Origin of the sequence: Streptomyces lonarensis (assembly GCF_012033735.1) — a bacterium.
Taxonomy (GTDB): domain Bacteria; phylum Actinomycetota; class Actinomycetes; order Streptomycetales; family Streptomycetaceae; genus Streptomyces; species Streptomyces lonarensis.
On record NZ_JAAVJD010000018.1, the window covers coordinates 14,870 to 27,388 of the forward strand.

General features: G+C 73.7%; 8 protein-coding genes and 1 pseudogene. 6 read left to right on the forward strand and 3 right to left on the reverse strand.

Annotated features, from left to right (window positions below):
- The first annotated feature begins 4 nt into the window (after positions 1–4).
- Positions 5–3,370 (forward strand): glycosyltransferase family 2 protein, encoded by a 3,366-nt coding sequence (locus HCN56_RS04590; RefSeq protein WP_167968174.1) that lies wholly within the window; start codon positions 5–7, stop codon positions 3,368–3,370.
- A gap of 363 nt (positions 3,371–3,733) precedes the next feature.
- On the opposite strand, the gene HCN56_RS04595 is transcribed toward HCN56_RS04590, so the two are convergent.
- Positions 3,734–5,110, reverse strand: a complete 1,377-nt coding sequence (locus HCN56_RS04595; protein ID WP_167968175.1) for a cystathionine beta-synthase — start codon at positions 5,108–5,110, stop codon at positions 3,734–3,736.
- 665 nt (positions 5,111–5,775) lie between these two features.
- Between HCN56_RS04595 and HCN56_RS04600 the strand changes: the two are divergent.
- The 3 genes and pseudogenes from HCN56_RS04600 to HCN56_RS04610 form a co-directional block, all read left to right on the forward strand.
- A pseudogene (locus HCN56_RS04600) lies at positions 5,776–6,786 on the forward strand (SGNH/GDSL hydrolase family protein); the annotation flags it as partial.
- Positions 6,787–7,058: 272 nt separating this feature from the next.
- The gene (locus HCN56_RS04605) at positions 7,059–8,279 is read left to right on the forward strand and encodes an acetyl-CoA C-acetyltransferase (protein WP_167968177.1); all 1,221 of its coding nucleotides are present in this window, start codon (positions 7,059–7,061) and stop codon (positions 8,277–8,279) included.
- 240 nt (positions 8,280–8,519) lie between these two features.
- A complete protein-coding gene (locus HCN56_RS04610; RefSeq protein WP_167968178.1) occupies positions 8,520–9,683 on the forward strand; it encodes a hypothetical protein in 1,164 nt (387 codons plus the stop codon).
- Positions 9,684–9,766: 83 nt separating this feature from the next.
- Here the strand turns inward: HCN56_RS04610 and HCN56_RS04615 are convergent, their stop codons facing one another.
- Positions 9,767–10,057: a hypothetical protein gene (locus HCN56_RS04615; protein ID WP_167968179.1), complete on the reverse strand. Its 291-nt coding sequence runs from the start codon at positions 10,055–10,057 to the stop codon at positions 9,767–9,769.
- A gap of 281 nt (positions 10,058–10,338) precedes the next feature.
- On the opposite strand from HCN56_RS04615, the gene HCN56_RS04620 reads away from it, so the two are divergent.
- Positions 10,339–10,749, forward strand: a complete 411-nt coding sequence (locus HCN56_RS04620; protein ID WP_312871049.1) for an Imm10 family immunity protein — start codon at positions 10,339–10,341, stop codon at positions 10,747–10,749.
- A 219-nt stretch (positions 10,750–10,968) separates the two neighbouring features.
- On the opposite strand, the gene HCN56_RS04625 is transcribed toward HCN56_RS04620, so the two are convergent.
- Positions 10,969–11,436 (reverse strand): hypothetical protein, encoded by a 468-nt coding sequence (locus HCN56_RS04625; protein ID WP_167968180.1) that lies wholly within the window; start codon positions 11,434–11,436, stop codon positions 10,969–10,971.
- Positions 11,437–12,073: 637 nt separating this feature from the next.
- Here HCN56_RS04625 and HCN56_RS04630 point away from each other — a divergent pair.
- Complete coding sequence (locus HCN56_RS04630; RefSeq protein WP_167968181.1) at positions 12,074–12,334, forward strand: Imm32 family immunity protein; 261 nt, start codon at positions 12,074–12,076, stop codon at positions 12,332–12,334.
- Positions 12,335–12,519: the final 185 nt, after the last annotated feature.

A 12,519-nucleotide genomic window follows, 5' to 3' on the forward strand; every position in this document is an offset into this window, starting at 1 on the left:
CTCGATGCCTGCCGCAGCCGCCTCACATCCAGAGCTACCGCAGCATGTCGTCACCGCCGTGCTGGTCTCGCACGACGGCGAGCGCTGGCTCCCCGACGTGCTCGCCGGGCTGGTCAACCAGCAGCGACCCGTCCAGGACGTCATAGCCGCCGACACCGGTTCGGCCGACCGCTCCGCCGACCTGGTCACCGACGCACTCGGTCCCGAGCGCGTCCTCCACCTCGCCCGCCGCACCGGCTTCGGTGCCGCCGTCGCCGAGGCGGTCCGCACCGCGCCCGTCCTCACCCCGGACGACCTCAGCTACCTCAAGCGCCCCAGCGGCTGGGACCCCGAGACGCGCACCTGGCGCGACGACACCTACGGCATGCCCGAACTGCCGCACGGTGAACCCATCCACTGGCTCTGGCTGCTCCACGACGACTCCGCGCCGGACACCGACGCCCTCGCCAAGCTGCTCCGGCACGCCGAGGCCCACCCGGAGGCGGCCGTCATCGGCCCCAAGCTCCGCGGCTGGTACGACCGCAGGCAACTCCTGGAGACCGGCGTCACCATCGCCCGCAGCGGCCGGCGCTGGACCGGGCTCGACCGCCGCGAGCAGGACCAGGGCCAGCACGACCAGCACCGCAGCGTCCTCTCCGTCTCCACCGCGGGCATGCTCATCCGCCGCGACGCCTACGAGCGGCTCGGCGGCTTCGACCGCAACCTGCCCCTCATGCGCGACGACCTGGACCTCTGCTGGCGCGCACACTCCGCCGGCATGGACGTCCGCGTCGCACCCAGCGCCGTCATGCGGCACGCCGAGGCCGCCGCCCGGGAGCGGCGCACCATCGACAGCGCCGGACGGCTCGGCGCCAGCCCCCACCGGGTGGACAAGGCCGCCGCCGTCTACGCGCTCCTCAGCAACAGCCGCTCCAAGGTGCTGCCCTGGGTGATGCTGCGCCTCGTCGTCGGCACCGCCATCCGCATCCTCGCGTACCTCGTCGGCAAGGCTCCCGGCCGCGCCCTCGACGAGTTCGCCGGGCTGCTCTCCGCGCTGCTGCGCCCCGGACGCATCCTCAAGGCGCGCTCGCAGCGCCGCACCACCACCTCCGCCGACCTCGACCACGCCGCGCTCCGGCCGCTCTTCCCGCCCCCCGGCGCCACGGTCAAGGCGACGGTGGAGCAGGCGGTCAGCGCCATCTCCCGGCGCGACGAGGCCGCGGCCGCCGGCAGCCGGCACGGCGCGGTCGAGTCCGGCCCGGGAAGCGACGACGCCGACGTCCTGGAGGTCGAGCAGTTCACCCGGGTCCGCGCGGTCGCCCGCCGCCCGGCCCCCGTCCTCTTCCTGCTGCTCTGCCTGGTCGCGCTCGCCGCCTCGCGTGAACTCGTCGGCGGCGGCGCGCTCTTCGGGGGCGCCCTGTTGGCGGCCCCCGCGGAGGCCGGTGAACTCCTCGCCCGCTTCCGGGAGAGCTGGCAGCCGCTCGGGATCGGCGACACCGGGACCGCGCCGCCCTACCTGGCGCTGCTCGCGCTGCTCTCGGTGCCGTTCCTCGGCTCCACCGGTCTCGTGATGACGCTGCTGATGGTCGGCGCCGTCCCGCTGGCCGGGCTCAGCGCCTACCTCGCCTCCAAACGGCTCGTCACCTCTCGCGTGCTGCGCGCCTGGGGCGCGACCGCCTACGCCTTCCTGCCGGCCGTCACCGGGGCGATCGCCTCGGGCCGCGTCGGCACCGTGGTCCTCGCGATCCTGCTGCCGCCGCTCGCCCGGTGCGCCGTGTACTCCGCCGGGCTGGTGCCCGGCAGTCGCGGCCCCTGGCGGGCCGCCTGGGCCGGCGCGCTGCTGCTCACCGTCGTCACCGCCTTCACGCCGGTGATCTGGCCGCTCGCCGTGCTGCTCGCCGCCGCCGCGCTGGTCCGGCCCGGTTCCGGGCGCGGGCACCGGCTGCGCCGGTTCGCCGCGCTGCTCCTCACCCCCCTGGTGATGCTGGCCCCGTGGTCCCTGACCGCGCTGACCAGTGTCGACGAGCTGCTGACCGAAGCCGGGCAGCGGCTGGCGGCCGACCCCGCCTCGCCGCTCGCCCTCCTCGGGCTCAACCCCGGCGGCCCCGGCACCCCCGCCGACTGGCTGATGCTCGGACTGCTGCTGGCCGGTCTCGCCGCCCTGCTGCGCCGGGAGCGCCGCACCGCGGTCACCGCGGCGTGGGGAGCCGCCCTCGCCGCGCTGGCCGTCTCGGCCTGGGCCAACGGCTCCCACTGGGCCGGCCCCGGGCTGGTCGTCGTCGGCCTCGCGGTGATCGCCGCCGCGGCGCTCGGCGCCGACGGCGCCCGGCACCGCGTCGCCGCGGAGAGCTTCGGATGGCGCCAGCCGGTCGCGGTGCTGCTCGCCGTCGCCGCCGCCGTCGGCCCGGCGCTCGCCGCCGCCGGCTGGATGGTCCGGGGCGCCGAGGGGCCGCTGGAACGCGCCAACCCCGTACAGGTTCCGGCCTTCGTCGCCGAGGAGAGCTCCACCGGCGACCGCGCCCGGACCCTCGTCCTCGCCGGCGAGGAGCAGACCGCCGACGGCGCGCCCGCCGCCCTGGACTACGCGGTGGTCCGCGGCGCCGGTACCCGGCTCGGGGACGCCGACATCGCGCGGCTCATGGCCGAGGACACCGGCCTCTCCGGGATGGTCGCCGATCTCGCCGCCGGCTCCGGTGCCGACCAGGCGGAACGCCTCAGCGGCTACGCCATCCGGTATGTGCTGGTCCGCGACGGTTCGCCCGACGAACTCCACCGGATTCTCGACACCACCCCCGGCCTGAAGCGGCTCAGCCAGGAGGACGGCAGCGCCCTGTGGCGGGTGGAGCGCGAGCTCTCCCGTGTCATGGTGCTGCCCGCCGAGGGCGATTCCACCGCCCCCGCGCGGCTGCCGGCCGGGCCCGTGGAGGTCGACACCGACCTTCCCGACGGCCCCGAGGGCCGCGTGCTGCGCCTGGCCGACACGGCCTCCGAGGGCTGGCAGGCGACCCTCGACGGCGCCCCCCTCACCCCCGTGACCGTCGACGGCTGGGCCCAGGGGTTCGAACTTCCGGCCGGCGGAGGTCGGTTGCTCGTCTCTCACAGTGACGGCACGCTCCACACCCTGTGGGGCTGGGCGCAGGGCTTCGGCCTGCTGGTCCTGGTGATCCTCGCGCTGCCCGGCCGCCGCCGCGAAGTCGACGACGACCTGCCCGACGACGCCGACGCCGCTGCCGGGAGCACCACCCCGGCCGAGGCCGGAGGCGGGACGACGACGGTCCCCGCGGGAACGGCGATCGGGTCGCTGCCGCCGTTCTGGCGTCCATGGGAGGTCCGGGAGCCGCTCCGGAAGTCCGTGACGCCGACACCCAGAACTCTGCCGGACGGGTGTTAAGCGAAGATTGCCTCTCCGTGTCGTGCCTGGATCATTCCCGTGGCGGGCCGCCCCGCCGGGTGAGACCTGCGTCACCGCAGCTCAGCCGGTGTGACGCGCACCACGCGCCGGGGTCGCGCGCGCCGACCCCGGACCTCCGGCGCGCGCCGACCGCCGCGCCCCGACAGCCCGTCCGTCCGCCCGGTGCCGGCGCCCGCCCGGCACCTCAGCCCGCCGGGAACGGCGCAGGCCCGGGAACGGCGCGGGCCCCGCACTGCGCGGGCGCACGGTGCGGGGCCTGACGGTCCGACGGGTTCGCGGTGCCGCCGGCCGGGTTCCCGGGCCGGCGCAGGGCGCGCCGGGGCAGGGCGCGCCGCGGCGCGGCTACTGGGCGAGGAAGGAGAGCAGGTCCTGTCGGCTGATGACGCCGGTCGGCTTGCCCTCGACCAGCACGATCGCCGCGTCGGCCTGCTCCAGCGCGACCATCAGGTCGGCGACGGGCTCACCGGAGCCGACCTGCGGCAGCGGCGGGCTCATGTGCTTCTCCAGCGCGTCGTCCAGCGTGGCGCGCTGCGCGAACAGCGCGTCCAGCAGCTCGCGTTCGACGACCGAGCCGACGACCTCGGCCGCCATGACGTCCGGGTGGCCGGCGCCGGGCTTCACGATCGGCATCTGCGAGACGCCGTACTCGCGCAGCACCTCGATGGCCTCACCGACTGTCTCGTCGGGGTGCATGTGGACCAGCTCGGGGATGCCCCCGGTCTTGCGGCGCAGCACGTCGCTGACGCGGGTCTCGGGCTCGCCGCCCTCCAGGAAGCCGTAGTCGGCCATCCACTCGTCGTTGAAGATCTTGCTGAGGTAACCGCGCCCGCCGTCGGGGAGCAGCACCACGACCACGTCGTCCGGGCCCAGCTCGCGGGCGACCTCCAGGGCGCCGGCGACCGCCATGCCGCAGGAGCCGCCGACCAGCAGCCCCTCCTCCTTGGCGAGGCGCCGGGTCATCTGGAAGGAGTCCTTGTCGGAGACGGCGACGATGCGGTCGGCGACCCCCCGGTCGTAGGCGTCCGGCCAGAAGTCCTCGCCGACGCCCTCGACGAGGTACGGGCGGCCGCTGCCGCCCGAGTAGACGGAGCCCTCCGGGTCGGCACCGATGACCCGGACCCTCCCGCCGCTGGCCTCGCGGAGGTAGCGGCCGGTGCCCGAGATGGTGCCGCCGGTACCGACGCCCGCCACGAAGTGGGTGACGCGGCCCTCGGTCTGGGTCCAGATCTCCGGCCCGGTCGTCTCGTAGTGCGAGCGCGGGTTGTCCGGGTTGCTGTACTGGTCGGGCTTCCAGGCGCCGGGCGTCTCGCGGACGAGGCGGTCCGAGACGTTGTAGTAGGAGTCCGGGTGGTCGGGGTCGACCGCGGTGGGGCAGACCACGACCTCGGCGCCGTAGGCGCGCATCACATTGATCTTGTCGGCGGAGACCTTGTCGGGGCAGACGAAGACGCAGTGGTAGCCCTTGCGCTGGGCCACGATGGCGAGGCCGACGCCGGTGTTGCCGGAGGTGGGTTCCACGATGACCCCGCCGGGCTTGAGCGCGCCGGACGCCTCCGCCGCCTCGATCATCCGCAGCGCGATGCGGTCCTTCACGGAACCGCCGGGGTTGAAGTACTCGACCTTGGCAAGCACCGTCGCCTCAATGCCCTCGGTGACGCTGTTGAGCTTCACCAGCGGCGTGTTGCCGACAAGGTCGATCATCGACTCGTAGTACTGCACTGTGTCTCCACACTCCTGATCGGCGTCGGTCGCGGCGGTGGGGCCGGCTCCGGTGGTGCGTCGGTCACGCGGGCCGCGCGGTACGACGGCTGCGGACCGGCTGTCGGCTGTGTGTCGCCACCGGCACTCTATCGGCGCGGCCCCGCATGTGGACGCGCGTTGCGCACACCCGCTCGACCGCCCCGGCGCGGGAAGCGTGGAGCACGCCGGTGCGGGTACGTCGCAGATACGCCCGGTCACCGGCGGCGACGTGCCGTGCACTGCTGCCGGACGGCGGGGCGGGGCGCGCCGCCGTGCGCGGCGCGCGCGGACGGCGGTGGTGCGCACGCTACCGGCACGGCACACGGCAGGATCGGCACGAACACCGGAGCCTTCACCCGCCCCACCGGGCGGTGCGGGTGCCGATGGCGGCAGGGCGGCCGGGCACGGCACGACGCACGACGCACTAGGCAGTAGGCAGTAGGCAGGACGCAGTAGGCAGCACCAGGACGACGCAGGACGAGGACGGCAAGGGCGCCGTCACCCGGACCGGGGTGGCGGCGGGACGAACGAGGACAGCGGACCGGGAGCAGTCACACCGGGCGGTGTCGCGCCGCTACCGCGGCCCGGCACCCCGGTCGAAGCGGCGGGCACGGTGGCCCGCCCCGCGGGGAGGTGGAACGTCCATGGCGGGAGCGCGAGTGGCGCGGCGGATCGCGACGGCCGCGGCGTTGGGCGGCGGCGGTATCAGCGTCGTGGGTGGGGTGGCACTGGGTGTGCTGCTCACCGAGGCCCAGCTGGCCCGGCGGCAGATCGGCGTGAGCGAGGAGACGCCGCCGGTCGCCGACGGCAGGTACGGTGCGGCGCTGGGCAGCGGGCGCCGTCCGGCGCTGCGCCTGGGGTTCCTCGGCGACTCGACGGCAGCGGGGCTGGGGGTGCAGCGGGCGGCGCAGACCCCGGCGGCGCTGGTCGCCTCCGGTCTGGCCGCGGTGGCGGAGCAGCCGGTGGAGCTCCGCAACGTGGCGCTGAGCGGCGCCGAGTCCACCGACCTCGATCGCCAGGTCTCGCTGCTGCTGGCCGACCCGCTGGTGTCGCCGGCCCCCGACCTCTGCGTGATCATGATCGGCGCCAACGACGTCACCGGCCGCCTCTCCCCCGCCACCTCGGTGCGGTGCCTCTCGGAGGCCGTCGCCCGCCTGCGGTCGGCCGGGGCGCGTGTGGTGGTGGCGACCTGCCCGGATCTCGGGACCATCGAGCCGGTCGCCCAGCCGCTGCGCTGGGTGGCGCGGCGGCTCAGTCGGCAGCTGGCGGCGGCGCAGACCATCGCCGTGGTGGAGCTCGGCGGCCGGACGGTCTCTCTCGGCGACCTGCTCGGCCCGGAGTTCGCCGCCAACCCCCGCGAGATGTTCGGCCCGGACCGCTACCACCCGTCGGCGGAGGGGTACGCGACCGCGGCCATGGCGCTGCTGCCGACGGTGTGCGCGGCGATGGGGGTGTGGCCGGAGCCCGAGCGGGTGGAGCCGGCCCGTCGCGAGTCGGTGCTCTCGGTGGAGCGCGCCGCGGTACGGGCGGCCAAGGAGGGCGGCACGGAGGTCGCCTCGGACGACGCGGCCCCCTCGCGGGCGCCGTGGGCGCTGCTCAAGCACCGCCGGCGGCGGCGCATCGCGGGTTCGGAACCCGAGCGGGCCGGCGAACCCGGCGCGGACGGGCCGGAGGCGGACGCCCCGGCTCGCCCGGAGGAAGGCGCTCGCCCGGACCCCGGCGGCAACGGCGGGCCGACCAGCGGCGGGGCCGACGGTGGCGAGTTCGGGGACGGCGGGGAGTTCGGTGACGGCGACGCCGGTGGCAGCGACTCCGGTGGCAGCGGTGGCGCGCAGCACGCCCTCACGCACCACCGCCTCACGCACCACCGTTCGTCCGCCAACCGCCCGGCCGGCGAGGTCGCCGGCCCCGGCCCTGGGAGCCCGTCATGCCCGAAGCCGTCATCGTCGCCGCCACCCGCTCCCCGATCGGCCGGGCCCGCAAGGGGTCCCTGAAGGACCTGCGCCCGGACGACCTCACCGCGTCGATCGTCCGCGCCGCCCTGGACCAGGTCCCGCAGCTCGACCCGCGCGACATCGACGACCTGATGCTGGGCTGCGGCCTGCCGGGCGGCGAGCAGGGCCACAACCTGGGCCGGGTCGTCGCCGTGCAGCTGGGCATGGACCACCTGCCGGCCTGCACGATCACCCGCTACTGCTCCTCCTCGCTCCAGACGACGCGGATGGCGCTGCACGCCATCCGCGCCGGGGAGGGCGACGTCTTCGTCTCCGCCGGTGTCGAGACGGTGTCGCGGTTCGCCCACGGCTCGTCGGACGGCATGCCCGGCACCCACAACCCGCTCTTCGCCGACGCCGAGGCGCGCACCGCCCGCCGCGCCGAGGAGGGCGGCGAGGGGTGGACCGACCCGCGGGAGGACGGCGACCTGCCCGACGTCTACATGGCCATGGGGCAGACCGCGGAGAACCTGGCCCGCGCCAAGGGCGTCACCCGCCAGGAGATGGACGAGTTCGGTGTCCGCTCGCAGAACCTCGCCGAGCAGGCGATCGCCGCCGGGTTCTGGGAGCGGGAGATCACCCCGGTCACCACCCCCGACGGCACGGTCGTCAGCAAGGACGACGGCCCCCGTGCGGGCGTGACGCTGGAGGCGGTGCAGGGGCTGAAGCCCGTCTTCCGCCCCGACGGCCTGGTGACCGCCGGCAACTGCTGCGCGCTCAACGACGGTGCCGCCGCCCTGGTGATCATGTCCGACACCAAGGCCAGGGAGCTGGGCATCACGCCGCTCGCCCGCGTCGTCTCCACCGGCGTCTCCGCCCTCTCCCCCGAGATCATGGGCCTGGGCCCGGTGGATGCCTCCCGCCAGGCGCTGGCCCGCGCCGGGATGACCATCGGGGACATCGACCTGGTCGAGATCAACGAGGCGTTCGCCGCCCAGGTCATCCCGTCCTACCGCGACCTCGGGGTCGACCTGGACCGGCTCAACGTCAACGGCGGCGCCATTGCCGTCGGCCACCCCTTCGGCATGACGGGTGCGCGGATCACCACCACGCTCATCAACTCGCTCCGGTGGCACGACAAGCAGTTCGGGCTGGAAACTATGTGTGTGGGTGGCGGCCAGGGCATGGCCATGGTCCTGGAACGCCTGAGCTAGAGGTGACGCGCGTCACTGGCGCCCCTCGGTATACACCAGCGATACCGAAGCGGCCCCGTGATGTGACCCAGCACAGGACGCCCCGCATCCGCGCAGGTCAGCGCGGTGCGGGGCGTCGGGCGAAGGAGGCCGAGGGACCAAATACCCTCCCGGTTCGTGACGTTCCGCTCTGCACCACGTGGCACCGGTGCGGAAACGTGGGATAGGAACTAGGGGGACACCGCGACCAGGAGATGCTTTGTGAGCGCCATATCCCTCATCCTGATGCTCGCCGCCGGCCTCGCTCTGGCCGTATGTACGGCCGCACTGTGGGTCGCACGCGGCCTGCGCGCCGAGGTGACCGCACTGCGGGCACTTCTCGCGCCCGCGCTGCTGCCGCCGGCCCGCGTCGCACCGGACGAGGAGCTGATCCGCGCCGCGGTCGCCGACGCGCTGGCCGACGAGCGCGACCGCGAACTCGCCGAGGCGCGCGCCTTCTGGGCGGAGCAGGAGGCCCGGGACGCCGAGAACGCCTCGATGGGCCACCACACCTCCGCCGCCTCGTCCGCCGACGAGATGCTGCTGGACGCACTCCTGGAGCGCTACCTCGCCGAGGGCGACCACGCCGGTGCCGACGGGTCGCTGCTGGGCGGTGCCGAGTTCGGCGCACTGGGCCCGGACGTGGACCTGGCCGGGTACGACCAGCACGGCTACGACGCCCACGACGCGACCTTCGGCATCCGCCCCACCGGCCCGGTCGTGCCGCGCCAGGGCACGGGCCGCGAGGACGCCGACTTCCTCGACACCGAGCACTCCGCCGAGCGCCCCGGGGACGCCCCGACCGGCCGCGTGGACGAGTCGTCCGCCGCCGGCGAGCGGCGCGCCGGCGAGGAGCGCGGGCAGGGCGAGCACGGCGAGTCCGCGCCCCGTCGCCCCTTCCTCCCCCGCCAGGCCACCGGTGACGTGACGCCCGCGCCGGCGCCGGAACCCCGCGACGAGGACGACCAGCTCTCCGCGGAGATGGCCGCCGCCCGCCGCCGCCACCCCTCGCACCCCGGCTACTCCCTCTCCGGCGAACCCGTCGAGCTGCCCGGCCAGGCCCGCGAGCCCGGCCACGACGCCGCCGTCGAGGAGTACGAGCGCACCACGGAGCGGCTGGGCCGCCTCGCCCGCGCCGGAACCCCGCTCGCCGACGTGCGCCCCGGACCGCTCGGCACCCTGGACGTCTTCCTCTTCGAGGACGGCACCACCCTCTGCCTCTCCCCCGGCCACCGCGAGACCTCGCAGCGCCTCGCCTCGGCGGTGCGCGCCGGTGAGTCGCCCGTGCTGCTCGGCGGATCCGGCGTCTCCGGCGCCTACGCGCTGACCTTCGCCTGCGGCGAGGAGAGCATCTACCTGCTGGCCGACCGCATCGTCGCCGCCTGACCGACCGACCGCCGGTCCCCACGACCTCGGCCCCCGCTGCGCCGCCCACGGCGCACCGGGGCCCGACTCCATGCCGGGGTGTCTCAGGAAGAGGACTTCCGCGCTGCCCGGTCCAGCACGACCGGCCGCCCACTGACCTTGTCGTAGCGGCGACGCACGTACATGGTGAAGCCGAGCGCGTGCAGCGCCTCCTCCGCGGAATGCGTGTTGGCCGGCCGCCGGCCGAGCGCGGTCTCCACCAGCGGCAGTACCGGCAGGTTCCGCCCGCCGACCTCGACGACCACTTCGTGATCGGTGTTGGCCGGCGTCCGCAACGCGGCGACGGCGACCATCGCGAGCGTCAGCTCGGCGTGTCCGCCACCCAGCAACCTCACGCGTGCCGCCTCGGCCTCGGCTCCGGCCCCGGCTCCGCCCCCGCCACTCGTCTCCGCCACCACGTCGCCCCCTCCGACTCCGCCGGGCCTCCGGGCCGCGCCCCTGCCGGACGGCCGCGCTGCTGCCGCCGAGGCTACGCACCGCGCTCCGCGCCAGGGCGGCGTTCGCCGAACTCCACGGCCCGCCCCTGCACCCCGGCTGCAACCCACCGAACCGCGCGCCGGTCGGCGGCTGCGATACTCCATCGCGTCACGCCCCCAACCGTCCCGGGAGACAGCAGGTGAGCGTCACCGCGATCGGCTTCTTCGAGGACGACGAAGAGGAGCACGTCCTGGTCGTGGGCATCGAGTGGACCGACGAGGAGGGTGCCGCCAGGTCCCTGTTGCTCCAACGCAGCACACACGAACCCGACGAGCAGGACGTCCAGGGCGGCATGGACTCCTACTGTGTCTCCACCGAGCAGGGCTTCACCGTCTACGGGTGCCTGCGAACCGTCGTGCTCAGCGGAACGACACTGACACTGGTCTTCCACCAGGAGGACGCGCAAGCGCTGGGCGTTCCCTCCGAGGTCGCGCTGGAACTCGGCACCGCGGCGGTCGACACGGCCCATCTTGCCGACAGGCTCCGCGAGGTCCTGCACTGGGGACGCGCCTCGCTCCGCCCGGAGCTGGCCGGCCTGCGGGAGCAGTGAGGTCGGCGCTGCCGACTCGACCCGCGCGACCCCGTCCATCACCCACGACAACGCCCTGCGCGCGGCACTCCGGCCCCCGCCGACCGCAAGCGGTGCTACGTCGACCGTCACGCGGGCCAACTCGGACGACAGCGGCCGACTCGGGCCCGCTCATACGCGGAACCTCGCCGCCCCGATCGTCAGCGGCTGACAGCAGAAGAGACCCCAGCGCGGGCCCGCCTAGCATTCGTTCGAACAGGTTGCCTGGGTCCACGACGCCCGGAGGTCGCGGCACACCAGGGTGAGCGAGCCCTCCCAGCAGGCAATCTCATGGCTGCAGCCTTCCTGGTGCGGCAGGATCTCGTCGAGGATCACCGTCCCACGGTGCCGGCCTCGTTCATCGGCGGGCAGATCGACAGCGAAGCTGGAAACGCCCGTGTAGCGAATCACCAGGTCCCGGTCGTGCTTCCAGCAGTTGTGCCGGAACTCGACCACCAACTCCCCCTCGCCGGACCGCTGGAGAAGGCTGACCGTCAGGTCCTTCACACATCGACTGCTGTGGAAGTCGTAGTGCGCCGCATCCGTGGCGAAGGTACGCGCACCAGGGGGCAGTTCCCTGGCGAACGAGGGAAGGTCACGAAGGTACCGTCGTGGGTCCAGCACCCCCGTGAGGTCGCCGACCTGCGCATCGAGACTGACGTACTTCACCGCTGCCCCGTTCCGGTCGATGCTTCCCGCCGAGCCGCCACACCTCGCGCGATGAGCCCCGATGTCCTCGACGGGCGCCCGCCGCTGACGGGTCCCCGCACCTCGAGGACGGCCCCAACCGACTCGAACATACAGCGCCACCGGCACGCCACTGCTGCCGCCTTCACGCTCTGCACCGCACTGCACGCCCTTTCAGCACGCGGGGACACGTCGGTCGCGTGCGGGACTGATCACAGTGCACCAGCTTGCACGGACCAGGTCGGGCAACCGCCACGGCGGGGTCGGCACCGGCCATGATCTGGCACACCGCAGGGAGGTCCAGCCCCGGCTCTGCCACGGGCTGAGGACGCTCGGGACGAGGCCGAGGACGAAGCCTCTGGTGCGGCGAGAGATGTCTGATCGTGAACCCGTCCACCCGGGCCCTCACATCGCTGCCAGACCCACCACACGCCGCGAGGGGACAGGCCGGCCGGAAAGATTTCAGTGGCGGCTCCGTTCGTCGGTCGTGTATGCCTGCTTCAAGGTCATCGACAGCTCGACCGCACGCAGGTCAATTACCGCCCCCTCCCAGCACCCAAGGCAGTTGGCGCCTGCCTCGGGGCAGCAAAGTCACCGAAAATCACGCTAGGCTCGCCCGATGGAGCACGTCATTTCCACACCCGACTACCGACCCGACGAAGGCCTGCGTTTCTCGTGGGATGAGGGATTCGATATCTTCGTCTCTGCGACTCAATCGGAAGTGCTCATTAGGGCCAATCGAGCAGGACTCACTTCACTGGCGCGGCACCTCATGACGCTCGCACAAAAAGAAGTGACAAACGGCACGCACGTCCACCTCACCGCCGACCAAGAAATCGAATCAGAAGTTGATCTGATCCTGGAAAGGATGGCAGGCTGAAAAGTCTTCACACGCAAGGCCGGGGCGAGCTGTGCAACAACACATCGAAATCCATGCGCACCAAACCGCCACAGAAGCCGATGGCGATGACCTGCGGGCATGGACTCGCCGCTGCAGCCGTCGTTACCAAACACCCCAAAGCAAAGCTGGAACGAAAACGGATGGACCCACGAAACCACTTGGAG

Coding starts and splice junctions, on each gene's coding strand:
- HCN56_RS04590 (WP_167968174.1), top strand. CDS start 5: ATGCCTGCCGCAGCCGCCTCACATCCAGAGCTACCGCAGCATGTCGTC.
- HCN56_RS04605 (WP_167968177.1), top strand. CDS start 7,059: ATGCCCGAAGCCGTCATCGTCGCCGCCACCCGCTCCCCGATCGGCCGG.
- HCN56_RS04630 (WP_167968181.1), top strand. CDS start 12,074: ATGGAGCACGTCATTTCCACACCCGACTACCGACCCGACGAAGGCCTG.